Origin of the sequence: Halalkalibacter oceani (genome assembly GCF_040544555.1) — a bacterium.
GTDB classification, from domain to species: Bacteria; Bacillota; Bacilli; order Bacillales; family Bacillaceae_D; genus Halalkalibacter; species Halalkalibacter oceani.
In genome coordinates this window covers 47,611-66,927 of record NZ_JBEPKD010000020.1, presented here as the reverse complement: position 1 = coordinate 66,927, position 19,317 = coordinate 47,611, and the positions used below count along the sequence as shown (strand labels likewise).

Here is a 19,317-nt window from a genome sequence, read left to right as displayed (position 1 = left end):
GCAAAAGGCCGTTACCCGGACTTTTGCGACACCTCTACATTAAGACCTGCCTGTCAGCAAAGCCTGTTAAATCGTTCTTGGGTTAATCAATTGGCCAACCGGCGTCGTAGTCAGTTCACCGTCGGCCATCACGACATGGCCACGGACGATCGTATAAACCGGCTTGCCCTTCACCTCAAAACCGTCATAAGCGGTTACTTTGCTTTTGCTATGCAAAGCTTCGCGTCGCAGCGTATATTCCTGCTCCATATCAACGATTGTAATGTCAGCATCCGTTCCGACACGTAAAGAGCCTTTCTTCGGATAAATATCGAACAGCTTTGCCGGTGCTTCCGCGAGCAGGCTCGCGACATCCGTGCGGGAAATCGTGCCTTTCGCCGCGGCATCAAGCATTAACGGGGCAAGCGTCTCTACCCCGCACATGCCTGCCGGAATCGACCAGAGATCGCCGTCTTTTTCCTCCTCGGTATGCGGAGCATGGTCTGAGCAGACAAAGGAAATCGTGCCATCCTTAATGCCTTCCCACAACGCTTCCTGATCCTTCTTATATTTAACAGGAGGATAAACCTTCATCTGCGGGCCGACCTTATCATAATCTTCAGCCGACAGGAACAGATAATGCGGACACGTTTCCGCTGTAATTGGATAGCCTTCCTGCTGCGCCTGACGGATCGCTTCAACAGCCTCTGCCGTGCTGACATGAAGGATATGAAGACGGGCGCCAGTCTGCTTCGCCATCGCAATGCCGGAGTGAACTGTGAGCTCTTCGGCCAAATTAGGACGTCCTTCAAGCAGATCCTCGTAAGTGCGACCGCCGCGCGCTTCGACTTTATTTGTTAAATGCTGAATCAAATCATTGTTCTCAGCATGAATCGCCAGCATCTGGCCTGTTTTCGCGACTTCGGCAAACATGTCATAGACATCGCCGTCGCCGAATGGTGGAATGACATCTTCCATCCCCGTTTTGTAGTTATACATCAGCTGATACGTTTTCGCATGGACGGCATATCCCCAGAAAAACTTAAAGCCAATCACACCCGCTTCATGCAGAGAAGAAAGCTTATCAAGATTTAAATGCCCGAGACAAATCGCCCAGATGCCATAATCGACAAAGGCCTTGCTTGCCAGATTGTCGACCTGCTTTTGAAAGTTTTCAGGATTGTTAATCGGCGGATTTGTGTTCGGCATTTCAAAGACGGCTGTAATTCCGCCGGCCGCTGCCGCCAAGGAGGAATGATAGAAATCTTCCTTGTAGGTTGCACCAGGATCACGGGAATGTACATGGGTATCCATAAAGCCCGGGAATACATATTTCCCGGCAGCATCGATCGTATCCGCCGCTTCACCAGGCAGCTCCTCAGCGGTAACGGCCTGAATGATCCCGTCTTTAATAAAAAGATTCGCGCGAAACTCTTCCTGATTTGTGACAACCGTACCGTTTTTAATAACTAAGTCCCATTTCATTTAGCTCCACTTCCTTTATCTCTTTTTGAATGTGAACCTGACCAATTAACTCCTGAATATCTGGAATATGATGACGCTCCATGTAGGCTTTGACATCCCGCAAAATATCGATCATCGCTGTCGGCTGAATGAAGCTTGCCGTACCGACCTGAACCGCGCTCGCTCCGGCAAGGATCATTTCAATCGCATCCTCGGCCGTTGCGACTCCGCCACAGCCGATAATCGGAATGTTAACCGCCTGCGCCACTTGGTAAATCAGGCGGACGATAATCGGTTTAACCGCCGGACCGGAGAGACCTCCCATTACATTGCCGATCTTCGGCTTTCTTGTCTCTACATCGATCGCCATCGCCAGCAACGTATTGGCTACATTTAAAGAATTACTGCCGCCTGCCTCTGCCGCTTTAGCGATCTCCTGAATGCTTGTCACATTTGGCGTCAGCTTGCTGATAATCGGTTTATCCGTAACAGCGCGTACTTTCTGGACGAGCTTATACGTTAAGTCGGCATCCATTCCGAACGCCAGACCATTTCCTTTTAAATTCGGACAGGAAATGTTTAGTTCAAGCGCATCAATCCGGCTATCGGCAGCAAGGATGTCAGCCAATTCAGCAAACTCATCGACCGAGCCGGCTGACAGGCTGGCAATAAGCGGCGTATCAAACTGGGCGTAATAAGGTACATAATGCTCCATGTAATACTCAATTCCCTTGCTTTGAATCCCGATTGAATTAATCATTCCTGCCGTTGTTTCACAAACGCGCGGCGTTGCATTTCCCGGTCTCGCTTCAATCGTGATGCTCTTTGGCACAAGCGCGCCAAGCTGATTAAAGTCGATGATCTTATCCATCTCAGGACCGAACGCACCCGATGCCGGCATGATCGGATTTTTTAATGTTAGGCCGCCAATATCAACTGCTAATTTTAATTCGGTCATGCTAACACCACCTTTTCTAACGGGAAAACAGGCCCTTCATGGCAGACGCGGACACTTTTCACATCATCGCCTTCCCGAATATCACAAACACAGGCAAAGCAGACGCCCATTGCGCAGCCCATATGCTCTTCAAGCGCAATTTCTCCCGGAAGCTGATGCTTGATCGCCAGTCTTTGCATCAGACGCGACAGCCGCTTTGAACCGCATGTGTACAGAGCGTCAATCGCCTGAGCGCCCATAATGTTCCCGATCAACGCTTCGACTTTTTCAACATCGCTCGTGCCTGATTCATCCGTTACTTTATAGACACTCACGCCAAGCCCTTCAAGAAAATCAGCAGCAAGCAAATCATTTTCACTGCGGGCGCTGAGAATCGCATGAACCTTCTTCCCCTTTTGTGCCGCCTCAAAGGCGAGTGCTGCCAACGTCGCGACTCCTACCCCTCTGGCCAGCAGCAAAATTGATTCGTACTCCTCCTTCAGATCAAAGCCGACCCCAAGTGGACCGAAGATATCAATCTTCTCGCCTGCCTTGAATTCTGTCATTTTTGTTGTGCCGAGTCCTTTTACGAGATAGAGAAATTCAAGCGTATTTGCCTCATCATCAATGCGGTACACACTGAGCGGTCTTCTTAAAAAAGGATAGACGCTTTGTTCACAAAGAATATTAAAAAACTGGCCCGGATGCACCTTCTCGGCGATTTCACTCGTATCGACTGTCATATGCCAATAGCGTTCACTCACTTGTACATTTGTCAGGATCGTGACTTGTTGTGCTTTCATTATGCTTTTCTCCTTTTACTCTTGTTGTTAACTTCAATGGCATACGCTAAAACAGCTTCCTTCATGACACCAATGCCTGTCATGATATCGCCAGCCTCTGTAAATTCATCCGGGTGATGGCTCAGACCGTCAACGGAAGGAACAAACAGCAGTGCAGTCGGCCAGCGTTTCGCCATGTACATCGAGTCATGGCCCGCCCCGCTTGGCAAAAAGGAATAGGGGATACGCCGGTTTTCACAAATGGTCGCCATTTTCTTGACGAGCATTTCATCCATCATCACCGGCTCTTCTTCTGTTTTCCAATCAATCGTCACCTTTACGTTGCGTGACTGCTCCACTCTTTCGATTTCCTGCTTAATCGCGGCAAGGACGCGCTTTCTTGATTCCCCATTCGTGCTGCGGATGTCAATCTTGAGCGATGATTTCCCCGGGACGACATTCATAGCTCCAGGTAAAACATCGACAACACCCACGGTTGCGACCGTTTCATACTGCTCTTCGGCAAGTGCTGCTTTTTCCACAATCAGTGACAATTCGGCCGCTGCCAAAAAGGCATCGCTCCGGTTCTTCATCCCTGTTGTACCCGAGTGAGAGCTTTTTCCGTCAATGGTAAGTGATAGTCGCATCGGGGCGGCAATCCCTGTCACAACGCCGATCGTCTTGTTACGATCGATTAATTTACTGCCCTGTTCAATATGAAGCTCAAGAAAGACTTTAATATCTTCTTTGCTCCGGGCCGCGTTCGTCATGGACTCAAATTCCAGCCCCTGCTCTGCTACTACTTCTTGGATTGAACGATCATCCTTATCCTTCAAGGACCGAAGCGAATCCAAATCAAGAAAACCTGTCATTGCTTTACTGCCGAGCGTTGAAGCATTAAATCGCGCCGATTCCTCACAAGCAAAGGCAATCAGTTCAACGGGATGCAGCGTATTGATTTCCTCCTCTGCCAGCATTCTGACGATTTCCAGCCCGGCAATCACACCAAGCGTTCCGTCATACTTCCCGCCATTATAGACGGTATCGAGATGAGAACCGACCGCTACAGCCGGCAGGGACGGGTCAATGCCTTCCTTACGGGCAATGAGATTTCCTGCTTCATCTTCTCTCACCGTCATCCCAAGCTGTTCACATTGCTCGCGCACAAATTGCTTGGCCTGTCTTTCCGCCTCAGAATAGGCAATCCGCTCCATGCCATTAGCGGTGGCGCCTATTTTGCTAATTTTTTCTAACGTTTGAACCACTCGAATTCTATTCATGCAAAACCACCCTCAATTTATTCATAGTTGTTCTCATGCTGTTATACATTCCGTTTTAAGCGGTGGTTAACCTTTGTTCATTTAGATAACAATCTGATTGTTTCACTATCTAAATCGACAGTCGCTTTCCAGATAGCGATGTATTTTCAATCCCATATTCAGCATTAGCTTTTCCTCTGTTTTTTGGAGGTTCAAGCCTGAAATGGCTTTTATTTTCTGAAGCCGGTATTTCAGTGTGTTGACGTGAATAAACAAATCCTTCGCCGTTTCCGTTAATGATTCATTATGCTTAAAATATTGTTCCAGCGTTTCAACAAGATTCAATTCGCTGTCCAAATCATTTTTGGCAAGCGGGCCGACTGTTTCATCATAAAACTGTTCCAGTTCATCCCTGTTTTCAATCAGGGCAATTAAGCGATAAGCCCCAAGATTGGTGAAATAGATAATCGGCTGATCCTTCCAGAAGACCGGACCAAACACGACCGCTTGCTCAGCTTCCCGAAAGCTTTTACGCAATCCGTCTACTCCACTGTACGTTCGGCCGACTCCGAGAGACACATCTATCTGCACCACTTGTTTAATTCCAGTCGCGAACTGACCGATCATTTTCTTAAGCTCCGGCTTTGTTCTGCCTTTTACGGGCAACAGGACGTACAAAGAATGGCGGACGGCACCGACAACGACGTCTTCCTCAACCTGGGTCAGCACACTTTCAATTCGGCCAAGCGCGGAAGCAAACAGCTTGCCGTCCTCCACCTCCTTGCCGCTGACAGAGATGCAGACATAGGCTTCCTCCGCCTGATAGCCGTACATTTTCCCTTTATCAATCAAATCCTGTTTGTTAATAAATTGGTTGAAAAACAAATCACGGAAGAAGTCGTTGCGATATTGCTGCTCTATGTCGTATTTTACTTTTTTCCGCAGAAACTCTAATGACAATAGCATCGATGCCTTTTCTAAAATTGCCAGCTCCATCTCGATGTATTCAGAACGAGAATGGAAGCTTGAAACCGTCCCTTGCAACTCCCCATCAATAATGATCGGAGAGACAATGCAATCTTCCAGTGCTTCGCCCTGCTTCCTTCTTGGCATCCGCACAGCGCGCTGGACAACCTTTAATTCATTGACTTGTTGGGTTGTTAAAGGAGCGAGCTCATGCTTTTGCGGGGGAACTTCAATATAAGGGGCCAACGCCTCCAAGTAAACCTCTGTTTTCGTCAGCAGCGCCAACGTATCCATAAAACTGCTTAACCCATTTTCATACAGGGAAATTTCACTTAATAAGTGACTTGTTTGATCGAGATCCTCTTGAAGAACTACCTTTTCATCGAAAATGACATTCATGGCCGGTGAGAGAATATCCAGGTAGGAGATTTCCTCCGGGATTTCCAGAAGAGGCATCCCGTATTCGTCAGCCTTTCTTTTCATCTCGTCCGGAATCGCCCCGATAAAACGGTTTGGTTTCACCGCCACCGCCGTTGTCCCGACTTCATACAAGCGATCAATCAGTTCAAGCTGGGCGGCAGGATCGTCCTTAATCGGATATAAACTCGTGAGCAGCAATTCGTTTCCCTTTAACCAATTAATAATATCCGGGACTTCCATCACCGTCACATAAGATACGCTTTTCTCAAGGCCTTGATGGCCGGCAACCACCTTACAGTGGCGCAGGCCGCCAATTTTCAGTAATTTTTTCAATGAAGTGGCCATTTTTCGATCCTCCCCTGTTAGCGAGATACATTACAACAGACGCAGCAAGAATAAAGATGCATCCGGTACATACGTAATGACGAGCAAGGCAAGGACATTGACCGCGAAGAAACGGAGTAAGCCCGGCATCATTTCGCCCATTTTTAATCCGGTTATCCCCTGGGTGACGAATATATTGATTCCAAACGGCGGAGTGTACATGCCGATTGCCAAATTCGAAATCATAATAACCCCTAAATGAACAGGGTCGATTCCCATTGCCATTGCCGTCGGGAAAATAAGTGGAGCGACAATAATAATAGCTGCGACGCCCTCCATAAACATCCCGAGCACAAGTAACACAACATTCAGAATTATCAAGAACATAAATGGTGACTCGATCGTACTCGTCATCCAGCCGGCAATTGTTTGCGGCACCTGACCTCTCGTCAGCATCCAGCCGAGCACCTGGGCAGCGGCGACAAGAACGAGTACCTGGGCCGTTAAAATCCCGGAGTCGATACAAACGCGGTATAATTTCTTTAATGTCATTTCCTTATAAACAAACATACTGATTAATAACGCATATACCGCAGAGACACCAGCTGCTTCTGTCGGAGTGAAAATCCCGCCGTAAATCCCGCCAAGAATAATGACCGGAATCAGCAAAGCCCAGCCGGCTTTATAAGTCGTGCTCAGCAGTTCCTGCCTCGTTGCCCGCTTATCACGCTCAAGATTATGCTTCCGGGCGTAGAAATAAATATAAATAATAGAGGAAAGCCCATAAATGAGACCCGCTCCGATACCGGCGATAAAAAGCTGTCCGACAGAGACACCTGTCACGGAACCGAAGATGATTAACGTGATACTTGGTGGAATAATAAGGGAAACCGAACCGGCTGAAGCCAAAAGTCCCGCCGCAAACCAGTTATGATACTTTCCTCTGATCATTTCAGGGTACATAATCTTTCCGATCGCGACGACTGTCGCCGGACTCGAACCAGAAAGCGCCCCAAAGAACATACTCGAAACCTGACTCGTCATCGCCACTCCACCGGAGATATGACCGACCATCGCACGAGCCCAATCCAAAATCCGTTTTGACAAACCGCCGACTTCCATAATATTGGCTGCTAAGATGAAAAACGGCAGCGCCATTAACGCAAACTGATCCAGTCCGCCAAACAGACGCTGTATCAAAATCATCGGGTTAATGTCCGTTGTCAAAAGCACCGTTGCAAAAGAAGCCAATCCAAGCGACACAAAAATCGGAGTACTTGAAAACAGGAAGATAAAAATCAAAACAATCAATACAGTAATCATGGTTGTTTCTCCTCTATCGTGTTAGATTGCAGGTCTTTAAACAGCTTGAATGTATGAACGACCAAATGAATAAGTGAAAGGAGCGCCCCTATCGGAATCGCTAAATAAATGTAAAACATCTTAATTTGCAGCGAAGGTGTAATTTGTCCGGAGTTGATGCTGAACTTCACTAATTCAATACTGTAGTAAAAAATAAACGCCATAAAAACGATGGAAAGCAGGTTGACGACTAACGCTATAATCGCGCCCCATTTCTTTGATAAATAATCGAGGAAAAAATCAATTCCTACATGAAGACCTCGCCGGAAACAAACCGCGGCTCCGATAAATGTAATCCAGATCATGCCATACCGAATAACCTCCTCCGCCCAGTTCGTATTTGCACTGAAGCCGAAACGAAGCACAATATTCACAAACAAGACAATCGTCACAGCAAGTAAACAAATGCCAACAAAAGCTTCCTCAATCCGATTGATCCACTTCATTGTTCATTCTCCTTTTACTAAAAGTCTTACGCGGAGTCTTTGCCCTTCTTTTAGTATGATGAAACGTCATTACACACCTTATCTAAAAGAACAGGGGATGCCTTTGAAGGATCACTTTTGCACCTTTAAAGACAACCCCATACAGCAAGCGTCGTCCTCCCTCTGCCGGCCCGCTCATTCATCCTTGAGCCGCCGGCAATGCGGAATGTTCTGACGCATCTTTTTTTGTGCAAGCGGAGTTATCCTATCAACTCGTTATCCACCTGCCAGGAGCAGAACCGCATACTGCTTAGAGAGGGTGTCCCGAAAGCTTCTGGGACACCCTCTTCAACGTGGCAAGCGATATACGGAGCCACTACGGGCTTTTAACTTTTTCGTTACGTCCTATTCATTACCTGCTACTTGGTCAATCGCTTCATAAAGCTTATGAAGCAGTTCAAGTTGTTCAGGTGTATTGTACACTTCTTCATGCATAGGCAGTGACGCTTCACGGAAGCTTTCGATTTCTTCTTCCGTTAATTCATAATAGTTCGCACCAGAATCAATAATCGCTTGACGGTACTCGTCTTCCACTTCGCTTAATGCTTGGCGCGCAGCAGTACGTCCTTCTTCTTCAGCTTGAGCAATCACTTGCTTTAACTCGTCAGAAAGCCCTGCATACCAGCCTTGGTTAGCCATTAACACATATGTCATTGTGCCATGGTAGCTTTCAATAATATTATCCTGAACTTCATGATAATTATTTAAGTAAATTGTTTGTAATGGATTTTCTTGTCCATCAACAACACCTTGCTGTAAAGAGTTATACACTTCAGCGTAAGGCACAGGAATCGCATTTCCGCCCCATGTTGCATATTGCTCAATTAAAAGCGGGGATTCCATAACACGCATCGTTAAACCTTGGAAGTCAGCCGGCTCATGAATTTCCTTGTTTCCTGTCGTGAACAATTTAAAGCCGCCAGGCCAGTAACCTAGTCCTTCAAATCCACCTTGACCAAGAGTTGCTAAAACTTCTTGTCCAACTTCTCCGTCAAGCACTTCATACGTTTGCTCTGTATCTGCAGGCCATAAGTATGGAAGATCGATTACTTTAATGTCATCAACAAACGGACTAACGACAGCAGTTGGCTGCATTGTAATATCGATTTCACCCATTTGTGTTCCTTCAACTTGTTCACGTAAGCTTCCAAGCTGCGAAGCCGGGTAAACATCGACTGTTACTTTTCCGCCAGTTTGCTCTTCTACTACTTCTTTAAACTTTTCAGCCCCAATGTGCTCTGGGCTTTCAATTGGTTGATTATGGCTAAAGGTAATAACCAATTCTTCAAATTCAGCATCTCCAGCATCTCCAGTTGCTTCTTCACCTGGTGCAGCGTCATCAGTACCTTCATTTGTGTCGTCCGAGCCGCCACATGCTGCGATAACAAACAAGAATAACGCAGACAGTAATAATACGAGTAATTTTTTCATACTTGATACCCCTTTTTGAATTTTTTAAAAATTAGTTACACACAGTGTACCTGCTAACTATTTGTCCATTCGGCTAAATCTCCATTTGTAATTATGTCCAAAAGAACAAATAAATTTGCGACATAATGAAATTAATTTAACATTCTCCTTTCTTCATCTGTGACTTATTCTCTTACATTATATGAAAAACTTTTCTAAAATTCTATACCTTTGTGAGAAAATCTAACAATAAACTTTCTGAATATATGACGAATTTATGTCAGATAACTGAAAACGCTTTTAATTTTTATGTTAGATAATCTATAATATTTTACCAAAATACTTAACTAACTTATCTTTTTGTTATATTAGAATAATATTTGGAAGCAAAAATAAAAGCTTGCCTACCGGTCTCCATTACGAGACAGGCCGACAAGCCGGGCGTTCTTAGCGAATATCAACAATTTGAATTTCCATCTCTCCACCAGGGGTATTTACCATTACCTTGTCATTGATTGCTTTTCCAAGTAAGCTTTGCGCCATCGGAGAATCATTGGAAATCTTTCCTTCAGCCGGATCAGATTCAGCGCTTCCAACAATCGTATACTCTTCTTCATCGCCATCTGGAAGTTCGATGAACTTCACCGTCTTCCCAAGCGTTACAACGTTTTCTGAACCTTCTTCTTCTTCAATCATCACCGCATTGCGAATCATTTTTTCTAACTGAATAATCCGCCCTTCGACAAACGCCTGCTCTTCCTTCGCTGAATCATATTCGGAATTCTCCGAAAGATCGCCGAAACTGCGGGCAATCTTAATGCGTTCCACTACTTCTTTGCGCCGTTCCGTCTTCAAATATTCGAGCTCTTCCTCCAGCTTGCGTTTTCCTTCCATTGTCATATAATGTTTTTTCTCTTCCGCCATTGTGACTCACTCCTCATCTGCTTGTTCAAATAAAATATAATTGCTTCACATATGTAGACTAAGAACTCGGCAGTTTCCGAGTTCTTAGTTGCTTACATGTATGAAAGAAAGTAAGGCTTACCCCTAAAATGCAACCTCACTTTCCCTATGCTATTACAAAATCGCTTTTTCTTCAATAATTGTGCGTATTTTTGTCACCATTAGATCAATCGCGACACGGTTTTGTCCACCTTCGGGAATGACGATGTCGGCATAGCGCTTCGTCGGTTCAATAAATTGCAGGTGCATCGGCCTGACAACCGACGTATATTGATCAATGACCGACTCAATCGAACGACCTCGGTCACGAATGTCACGAAGAAGGCGGCGAATGATGCGAATATCGGCATCCGTGTCCACAAATAGCTTAATATCCATCATCTCACGAAGCCGCTCATCCTCTAAAATCAAGATTCCTTCCACGATAATGACATCCTTTGGCTCAATGATCACGACTTTATTTGAGCGGGTATGTGCTTTATAGTCGTAAACCGGCTTTTCAACTCTCTTTTTCGCAGCGAGCTGCTGAAGATGATGAAGCAGCAGATCATTATCAAAGGCCAGCGGATGATCGTAATTCGTTTTCAGCCGTTCTTCAAAGCTAAGTCCACTTTGATCTTTATAATATGCATCCTGCTCAATCAAGACGATCGATTGCTCATTAAATTGCTGAAAAATTTCTTTCGCAACCGTTGTTTTGCCGGAGCCCGTCCCCCCGGCTACCCCAATTATAATTGGTTTTGTTGCCATTATCTTACCTCTTTGCGCATCATGTTTTGTGGATGAACCGGCTGATCGACTTTAAAGCGGACAATTTGCAGCGGATGACGCGCCGCATCAAGTTCCTGTCCATCTTCATCCCAAATCGTCTCGATTTTTTGCATGAAGTTGCTTATTTCCGGGCCGAAAAATTCCACTTCGTCTCCTGGTTTAAAGTGATTGCGCTGCTGCAATGTAACGATTGATGTTTCTGGATCATAATCGAGCACCAATCCGGCGAAGTCATACTTTGTCCGCTTCGGATGACTGCCGTACATTTGCTCTTCAAATGTCGGTTCGCCTTCGAAAAACTGTGGAGCGAAATCGCGATTCGCGCATTTTTCCAGTTCATCCAGCCATGCCTTATCGATCTGAAAATTGTCAGGATCGGCACAATAAGCATCAATAACCTTGCGATATACACTTGTAACGGTCGCGACATAATGGATTGATTTCATTCGCCCTTCGACCTTCAAGCTGTCAATTCCGGCTTCAATCAGCTTAGGAATCGCCTGAATTAAATTCAAATCTTTCGGACTCATCGTATATTGCGGATCGTTTTCCGAGAACAGCGCTTTTTCGCCCTGCTCATTCGTTTCATATAAGTCGTATTCCCAGCGGCATGATTGACAGCAGCCTCCGCGGTTGGAATCACGCGCTGTCATATGGTTGCTCAAGACACAGCGGCCGGAATATGAAATACACATCGCGCCGTGAACAAAGCTTTCAATTTCAATATCAACATTTTTCTTCATCTCAAGCATTTCTTCAAGTCCTACTTCGCGGGCAAGAACGACACGGTGCAGCCCTTCTTCTTTCCAATACTTGACCGCCAGCCAGTTACTCAGCGACTGCTGGGTGCTTAAATGCACCTCAACTTTTGGAGCAACGCGTTTACATGTTTCAATAATGAGCGGGTCGGCGACGATAATCCCGGTCACGCCGACATCCTGCAGGGAGCGTAAATATTCCTCAAGCCCGTCCATGTTTTCATTATGAGCGTAAATATTCGTCGTCACATATACTTTGGCGCCATATCTGCGGGCAAATTCTACGCCCTCTCGCATTTCTTCAAGCGAAAAATTATCGGCATTTGAGCGCAGGCCGAATTCCTGGCCGCCAATGTAAACCGCATCCGCGCCATAATGAACAGCAACTTTTAATTTTTCGAGACTTCCAGCCGGCGCGAGCAGCTCCGGTTTTTTCATAATGATCCGTTTCCCTTCACTTGTACGTTCTGCAATCGTTGACATCCCGTTTCCTCCTTTCTAATAGACCGTTTCTTTAAAGAAAAAGCCGGTATCCAATTTTCGATTCTGCGGCTGAAGCGCTTCGGCCTCTGCCAGTAACGCCTCTTTTTTCTCCGCGTATTGCTCTGGTTCGTCGGCGCAAAGATCAATCGCCTCTCTGTAAAGAGCCGTTACCTTTTCAAGGTAGTCCGTCTCCTTAAGGATGCCGTCAATTTTAAAGCTGTCTACGCCTGCTTCGATTATCTCTTCCAGCTCATCGATGATGCAAATATCATTCGGGCTCATAATATGCGTTCCGTTCTCGTCTTCAAAAATCGGATAACGCGCCTCACGCTCGGCATCGTATAACCATAATTGCCGGTCCTTTGTCCGGCGCTCGACGGCGAGATTCTTTCCTTGAAATTGCATGTAATTCCCGATCAACGTCCGCTTCGACTGGAACATACAGGTCATTCCATGAACCTGCACTTCAATCTCGACTTCGGCATTCTCCTTGATTTCCACAATTTCATCCATGCTCAATTCACGGGCGAGCACAGCCCGGGCTGCGCCTTTCTTCCCCCAGTAATTGGCTGTATACCAATTCGTCGCGGTCGTTTCCGTATTCCAATGCAATCTCATGCCCGGAGCGGCCTGACGCACCGTCATCAAGACAGCCGGATCTCCGAATACAATCGCATCGACGCCTGCCTCTTGCAAAAAGGCAACATAGTCAGCAAGCTCCCCCACTTTATCATTATGAAATATCGCATTCATTGCTACATAGACCCGTTTTCCCTGTTCATGGGCAATCGTGACAGCTGCTCGTATATCAGCGCGGGAGAATTCGCCGGCTAACCGCAGCCCGTAGCGTTCTTCGCCAATGATGACCGCATCTGCCCCTGCTGCAAAAACCCGCGATACAGCGTCAAGGTCTTTAGGGGTCACTAGCAACTCTGGCTTCTTGTTCATATCTATCCCCTTCCTACTCTTCCTTTTTCACGCTTACAGCAAGGCCGTCACCGACCGGGATAATGGTCGTATCATAATCAGATCGGGACATGAGCCAGCTGTTATACGTTTTAATTTTATTCGTTAATTGGCGTAATCGTTTATTTTCAATATGGTCAGCAGCAACAAGGCCACGAAACAGGACATTATCCGAAAAGATCACGCCGCCTTTTTTCACATATGACCCATACATCTCAAAAAATCGTTTGTATTGACCTTTAGCGGCATCAATAAATAATACATCAAAAAGGGACTCGAATTCAAGTTTTTGGCTCAATTCCAGGGCATCGCCATGCCATACTTCAATCCGATCCGTCAAATTCAGCTCCTGCACATTCGCCAGCGCCTGCTCATAACGCGTCTCATCGCGCTCGATGGTGACAATCACAGCTTCAGGCAACGCCAGCGCCATTCTGCTTGCTGAATAGCCGATTGCCGTGCCAATTTCCAAAATCCGCTTCGGCTTCACCAGCTTAAGCTGCTGGAGCAGGCACTCCATGCCGACCAGATCCATGATCGGAACATCATGCTCCGTAGCAAAATGTTCCATCTCGACAATTTTGTCAGGTCGGGCCGGCAACAGTGAATGAAGATAATACACTACTTCTTTTTCGCTCATTCCGTTCCTCCAGTCTGAAGCTGTGACAAACTGTTCTACCTACAAGGTATCGTCCAAATGGCAGAGGGCGTCCCTGCACCGCTGCATGATTCTTCGTTTGGCATGTTCGTTCTATCCCAGCATCCTCTATTCCAGTAAGAGAGGGTGTGCCTAAGGAAAACCCTTTTGGCACACCCCGGTTGATTATTGAAAAGGCTTTGACGAGACGCAGCCGGTGAAGCTCAAAGTGGGTCAACCTGCTGTTCCCTATTCTTCACTTTCTGCTTCAATCCATTCATCACGATACATTTGATGGGTTTGATTATGCCCTTCATATGTCTCATTATAAATCACTTCGCCATTATAGCGCGCATAGAAGTAGACGTAATCTGTCTCCTCCGGCTGGAATGCGGCCCGGATCGAGTCGCTGCCCGGACTGGCGATTGGCCCGATTGGAATGCCTGGATACAAATACGTATTGTAAGGCGAGTCCACTTCCAAATCATTGTAAGTTGTCATATAGCGATGCTCGCCAAGCGCGTAAGACACTGTCGGATCAACCTGAAGTCTCATCCCCTGCTCAAGCCGGTTATACAAGACCCCGGAAATTAAGTAGCGATCCTCGGAATGCTGCGCTTCCCGTTCAATAATTGAAGCGAGCGTGAGGATGTTATGTAGCGTATACTCCCCATCCTCGACTTCGGCGAGAAACGGGTCAACTTCGGCTTCCGTCCGGTCAAGCATCGTCTCGATGATTTCTTTAATCGGCGGGTTGTCCTCAAGAAAGTCATAGCGCGCCGGAAATAAATACCCTTCAAGCGGATAACGGATCCCTTCCTGCAACACTTCATCTGTCAGCATCGCATAGCGGTGAATCAGGCTTTCAATATACTCGCGATCATTAAGCACTTCCATCACTTCTTCAACAGAATGCTCTGTATTCTCAGCTATGATTCCGGCGATATCTTCAAGCCACAATCCTTCTGGCACGGTGAAAACGAGCTCCGCCTCCTGAATCACGCGTCCATCCTTTAAGGCTGCGATCATTTCATCCATCGTCATCGCAGTGGAAAGGACATAGTCTCCAGCCTGGAATCCACTCTCATTGTTGTAGCGGACAAAATAACGGAATAACGCTCCATTGCGGACAAGACCTTCTTCTTCTAAAATGGTTCCAATTTGACTGGCAGATGAACCGATTGGAATCGTGACTTCAACTTCCTGCGGATTTTCTTCATTCATTGGGCCAAGTGCATTTTTTATATAAAAATACCCGCTTGTAAGCAGGATGGTTCCAATTAGAATGAATCCGATGACACAAAAAAAGACGATCTTTCTCACGACTTTCGCCTGAGAAACCCGTTCTTCATATAGATCATTTCGTGGTTTTTCGTTGGAATCAGACATCCTTCTCCCCCTTCCACCGTCTTATTATACTACATTTTCAAAAAAAGAGAACATCCTTAGATCAAAATCTGATCCTTTTGGATGTTCCCGTTCCTTCTTATTGATCTTCTTCCGAAAACGTGTTGAGCATCTCTTCAACGATTTCCCATTCAGCGTCGGTTTCGATCGGGAAGAGCGCGATGTCGTTTTCTTCCTCGTCACGGTCTTCATAACGAAACGCGAATACTTCTACCTCTTCATCCTCATCGGCCTCTTCGCCAACGGGTGTAACAAGAATATAGGATTTCCCGGTTTCGTCCACCGTAAATTTAAACAACTCATCAAATAAATGTTCATCCCCGTTTTCATCGGGAATCACAATACGATCTTTTTCTTCTTGCGTCATCGTCGCACCTCTTTTCCTAGTTTCCCTTATGATCAAGATAGCCTTGCAGGATCATAACGGCAGCCATTTTATCAATGACCTTTTTTCGTTTCTTTCGACTGACATCAGCTGAAATCAGCATTTTCTCCGCAGCGACAGTCGTTAGACGCTCGTCCCACATTTTCAGCTCGCAGTCCGGTACATGCGTCTGCAGCTGCTCGGCAAACTGCTCGCTCCGTTCACCGCTTGGGCCGATCGTTCCATTCATATTCTTCGGCAGTCCTACTACGATAGTGTGAACATCATATTGCTCCACCATGCGCTTTATTGTTAAAAAGTCCTGGTCTGGCTCCTCTTCGCTTCGCTTAATCGTTTCCAGTCCCTGCGCCGTCCAGCCAAGCTCATCGCTCAAAGCCACGCCAATCGTCTTCGTTCCGACATCCAACCCTAATGCTCTCATTCATTCTCCTTACGGTGCTGTGATAAATAGGATTTCACTAACTCTTCAATCAGCTCATCGCGCTCAAGCTTGCGAATGAGGGTACGCGCATCTTTATGCCGGGGAATGTACGCAGGATCTCCAGAGAGTAAATAGCCGACAATTTGATTGATGGGATTATAGCCTTTCTCCTCCAGCGCCCCATATACAGAAAGGAGTACCTCTTGGACATCAACATCGACCGAATCATCCGGAAAATTAAACTGCATTGTCTTGTCCATAGAGCTCATCACAAACACCTCTTTCATTTTGCAATAAAAACGTTCTCTATTGCTTGTTTACCTTTCATTGTACACCAAAAGCAGGAAATTAGGAAATCGTATGAATATATTCTTGCACATAAGCAAGCGCCTGTTCAAGCTGCTCCGGATTCTTTCCGCCAGCCTGCGCCATATCCGGACGGCCGCCACCGCCACCGCCGCAACGAGAGGCGACTTCCTTGACGATCCTTCCTGCATGGTAGCCTTCTGCTACTAAATCCTTTGTCACTCCGGCACTAATGTTTACCTTGCCGCCTGTCACAGCGCCGAGGACAATCACTCCTGAACCAATGTCCTGCTTCAGCTTATCGACTATCGCGCGCAGGCTGTCCATATCCTTCGCTTCAACCTTTTTCGCCAGCAGCTGGACATCGTTCACCGTAATAGCTTCATCGACAAGACTTCCCGCTTCAAGGTTGCTTAATTTTTGCGTTAACGATTCGTTCTCACGCTGCAATTCCTTGATTTGCTGCTGTGTCGCTTCGATTCTTGCCGGCACATCGACAACGCGCTTTGCCTTTAAACTGGCAGCGGCCTGTTTCAACAGCTGAAGCTGGTCATTCATATAGTGATAAGCCGCCTTGCCTGTCACTGCTTCGATCCGTCTCACGCCGGCCCCAATTCCGGATTCCGTCACGATTTTGAACAGTCCAATTTCCGCCGTATTTCTGACGTGACAGCCACCGCACAGCTCAAGGCTGTAATCGCCGACTTTTACAACGCGGACGATATCGCCGTACTTTTCGCCGAATAGGGCCATCGCGCCCATCGCTCTCGCTTCGTCAATATTTTTTAGAGAGATATCGACTTGAAGAGAATGCCAGATCTGTTCATTGACAATCGCTTCGACCTTGGCGATTTCCTCTTCATTAACTTGGCCAAAATGCGAGAAATCGAAACGGAGTCGTTCCTCGGAAACGAGGGAACCGGCCTGGTTAACATGCTCGCCAAGCACATCCTTAAGCGCTTGATGCAGAAGATGTGTGGCGGTATGGTTTTTGACAATTGCCGTCCGCTCCGTTTCTTCGACGACACAGCGCACCTCTGCCCCCTGCTTTAGCGTCCCTTCCTTCACCGTCACATGGTGAAGATGCTGGCCGTTCGGCGCTTTGCTGACATCCGTCACTTCAGCGAGGACACCGTCGCCGCGGAGGACGCCTTTATCAGCCACCTGTCCGCCACTTTCGGCATAAAAAGGTGTTTCGTTTAAGATAAGCTGCGCCTGTTCACCCGCTCCGACGATGTCGACCTTTTGCTTATCATGAATAAGCACTTCGACCTTCGCCGTCGTCGCCAGCGTATCGTAGCCGACAAACTTGCTTTCGACGACAATCTCGCCGAGCAATTCGTCCTGCACCTGCATCGAGCCGGATTCCTGTCTTGCCGAGCGTGCTCTTGAGCGCTGACCTTCCATCGCCTTCTCGAACCCCTCACGATCAATCGTTAAGCCTTTCTCCTCTACATATTCCTCCGTCAGGTCAATTGGAAACCCGTACGTGTCATAAAGACGGAAAACATCCTCGCCGGCAATTGTTGTTTTCTTGGCGGCTATCGCATCATCAAGAATTTTCTCAAGAATCGTCAATCCTTCATGAAGCGTTTCGTGGAAGCGCTCTTCTTCGTTTTTAATGACCTTCTGGATAAAATCGTTTTTCTCTTTGACCTCGGGATAAAAATCAACCATGATTTCTCCGACAACCGGCACGAGCTGATACATAAACGGCCGGTCAATCCCGATCAGCTTCGCATAGCGGACAGCGCGGCGCAAAAGGCGGCGCAGCACATAGCCTCGTCCTTCATTTGAAGGAAGCGCTCCGTCCCCAACGGCGAATGTTACCGTACGAATATGGTCGGCGATCACCTTAAAGGCGACATCTTTTTCTTCCTCCTGTCCGTAGTGAACAGATGTCTGCTGCTCCGTCGCGCGAATGATCGGCATAAATAAATCCGTCTCAAAGTTCGTCGGCACATCCTGAATAACGGATACCATCCGCTCAAGGCCCATCCCTGTATCAATATTCTTTTTCGGAAGCGGTGTATAGCTTCCGTCAGGATTATGATTGAACTGTGAAAAGACGAGGTTCCATACTTCTAAATAGCGGTCATTTTCTCCCCCTGGATAAAGCTCGGGGTCATTGGCATCGTCGCCGTAAGACGGTCCACGGTCATAGAAAATTTCCGTATTCGGTCCGCTCGGTCCTTCACCGATGTCCCAGAAGTTGCCTTCTAAGCGAATGATGCGCTCTTCGGGAATGCCGATCTTTTCCTTCCAGTATACATAAGCCTCATCATCCTCAGGGTGCACCGTGACGGACAGTTTATCCGCTTCAAAGCCGATCCAGCGTTCACTCGTTAAAAATTCCCACGCCCATTCAATTGCTTCTTCTTTGAAGTAATCGCCGATTGAGAAGTTGCCGAGCATTTCAAAAAACGTATGATGGCGCGCCGTCTTACCGACATTTTCAATATCGTTCGTCCGAATCGATTTCTGAGCGTTTGTAATCCGCGGGTTATCCGGAATCACTCGACCGTCAAAGTATTTCTTTAGCGTGGCGACCCCGCTGTTAATCCAGAGCAAGCTCGGATCTTCATGGGGAACAAGCGACGCACTCGGTTCGATATCGTGACCTTTCTCCTTAAAAAAGTCTAAAAACATTTGTCTTACTTGGGCAGATGTTAAAGGTTTCATCTTCTATCATCTCCTTATTTATATGTATGTAAAACGAAAACACGCGCTGGGCCTAATCGCTTCCCCACTGTGGGCCGGGCATCAAAAAAACTCCCTTTCCCGGATAAGGGACGAGAGTTATGTCACGCGGTACCACCCTATTTATAGACA

18 protein-coding genes and 1 other annotated feature (1 of these 19 only partly in view) are annotated in these 19,317 nt (G+C 46.8%); all 18 genes read right to left on the bottom strand.

From position 1 onward, the window contains the following. Nucleotides 1-66: 66 nt before the first annotated feature. Entirely contained in the window at nt 67-1,464 is a 1,398-nt protein-coding gene (allB, locus tag ABMB67_RS17755) for an allantoinase AllB (protein ID WP_354572901.1), read from the bottom strand. Then, entirely contained in the window at nt 1,442-2,401 is a 960-nt protein-coding gene (locus tag ABMB67_RS17750) for a dihydroorotate dehydrogenase (RefSeq protein WP_354572900.1), read from the bottom strand. The genes allB and ABMB67_RS17750 overlap by 23 nt, the downstream gene beginning before the upstream one ends. Further along, nucleotides 2,398-3,183: a dihydroorotate dehydrogenase electron transfer subunit gene (locus ABMB67_RS17745; protein WP_251221582.1), complete on the bottom strand. Its 786-nt coding sequence runs from the start codon at nt 3,181-3,183 to the stop codon at nt 2,398-2,400. The genes ABMB67_RS17750 and ABMB67_RS17745 overlap by 4 nt, the downstream gene beginning before the upstream one ends. Beyond that, the gene (locus ABMB67_RS17740) at nt 3,183-4,442 is read right to left on the bottom strand and encodes a Zn-dependent hydrolase (protein WP_354572899.1); all 1,260 of its coding nucleotides are present in this window, start codon (nt 4,440-4,442) and stop codon (nt 3,183-3,185) included. The genes ABMB67_RS17745 and ABMB67_RS17740 overlap by 1 nt, the downstream gene beginning before the upstream one ends. A 105-nt stretch (nt 4,443-4,547) precedes the next feature. Then, a complete protein-coding gene (locus tag ABMB67_RS17735; protein ID WP_354572898.1) occupies nt 4,548-6,152 on the bottom strand; it encodes a PucR family transcriptional regulator in 1,605 nt (534 codons plus the stop codon). A 30-nt stretch (nt 6,153-6,182) separates the two neighbouring features. Next, complete coding sequence (locus ABMB67_RS17730) at nt 6,183-7,454, bottom strand: TRAP transporter large permease (protein WP_354572897.1); 1,272 nt, start codon at nt 7,452-7,454, stop codon at nt 6,183-6,185. Then, entirely contained in the window at nt 7,451-7,939 is a 489-nt protein-coding gene (locus tag ABMB67_RS17725) for a TRAP transporter small permease (protein WP_354572896.1), read from the bottom strand. Before ABMB67_RS17725 ends, ABMB67_RS17730 begins: the two co-directional genes overlap by 4 nt. Before the next feature lie 384 nt (nt 7,940-8,323). Further along, nucleotides 8,324-9,409: a TRAP transporter substrate-binding protein gene (locus tag ABMB67_RS17720; RefSeq protein WP_251221577.1), complete on the bottom strand. Its 1,086-nt coding sequence runs from the start codon at nt 9,407-9,409 to the stop codon at nt 8,324-8,326. Between the two features lie 426 nt (nt 9,410-9,835). Then, the gene (gene greA / locus ABMB67_RS17715; protein WP_251221576.1) at nt 9,836-10,312 is read right to left on the bottom strand and encodes a transcription elongation factor GreA; all 477 of its coding nucleotides are present in this window, start codon (nt 10,310-10,312) and stop codon (nt 9,836-9,838) included. Between the two features lie 153 nt (nt 10,313-10,465). Next, nucleotides 10,466-11,101 (bottom strand): uridine kinase, encoded by a 636-nt coding sequence (gene udk, locus ABMB67_RS17710; RefSeq protein ID WP_251221575.1) that lies wholly within the window; start codon nt 11,099-11,101, stop codon nt 10,466-10,468. Beyond that, a complete protein-coding gene (locus ABMB67_RS17705) occupies nt 11,101-12,363 on the bottom strand; it encodes a peptidase U32 family protein (RefSeq protein ID WP_354572895.1) in 1,263 nt (420 codons plus the stop codon). Before ABMB67_RS17705 ends, udk begins: the two co-directional genes overlap by 1 nt. Before the next feature lie 15 nt (nt 12,364-12,378). Then, nucleotides 12,379-13,311, bottom strand: a complete 933-nt coding sequence (locus tag ABMB67_RS17700) for a peptidase U32 family protein (RefSeq protein ID WP_354572894.1) — start codon at nt 13,309-13,311, stop codon at nt 12,379-12,381. 13 nt (nt 13,312-13,324) lie between these two features. Continuing rightward, nucleotides 13,325-13,969, bottom strand: a complete 645-nt coding sequence (locus tag ABMB67_RS17695; protein ID WP_354572893.1) for an O-methyltransferase — start codon at nt 13,967-13,969, stop codon at nt 13,325-13,327. 246 nt (nt 13,970-14,215) lie between these two features. Beyond that, nucleotides 14,216-15,355, bottom strand: a complete 1,140-nt coding sequence (mltG, locus tag ABMB67_RS17690) for an endolytic transglycosylase MltG (RefSeq protein ID WP_251221571.1) — start codon at nt 15,353-15,355, stop codon at nt 14,216-14,218. A gap of 97 nt (nt 15,356-15,452) precedes the next feature. Then, on the bottom strand, nt 15,453-15,740 hold the full coding sequence (locus ABMB67_RS17685) for a DUF1292 domain-containing protein (protein WP_251221570.1): 288 nt from the start codon (nt 15,738-15,740) through the stop codon (nt 15,453-15,455). A gap of 16 nt (nt 15,741-15,756) precedes the next feature. Further along, nucleotides 15,757-16,179 (bottom strand): Holliday junction resolvase RuvX, encoded by a 423-nt coding sequence (ruvX, locus tag ABMB67_RS17680; RefSeq protein WP_251221569.1) that lies wholly within the window; start codon nt 16,177-16,179, stop codon nt 15,757-15,759. Further along, nucleotides 16,176-16,448 (bottom strand): IreB family regulatory phosphoprotein, encoded by a 273-nt coding sequence (locus ABMB67_RS17675; RefSeq protein ID WP_251195020.1) that lies wholly within the window; start codon nt 16,446-16,448, stop codon nt 16,176-16,178. Before ABMB67_RS17675 ends, ruvX begins: the two co-directional genes overlap by 4 nt. A 79-nt stretch (nt 16,449-16,527) precedes the next feature. Further along, nucleotides 16,528-19,167 carry an alanine--tRNA ligase gene (alaS, locus tag ABMB67_RS17670; RefSeq protein WP_354572892.1) on the bottom strand — a complete coding sequence of 880 codons (2,640 nt, stop codon included), beginning with the start codon at nt 19,165-19,167 and terminating at the stop codon, nt 16,528-16,530. Between the two features lie 103 nt (nt 19,168-19,270). Then, nucleotides 19,271-19,317: a binding site (T-box leader), on the bottom strand (it continues 161 nt past the right edge of the window).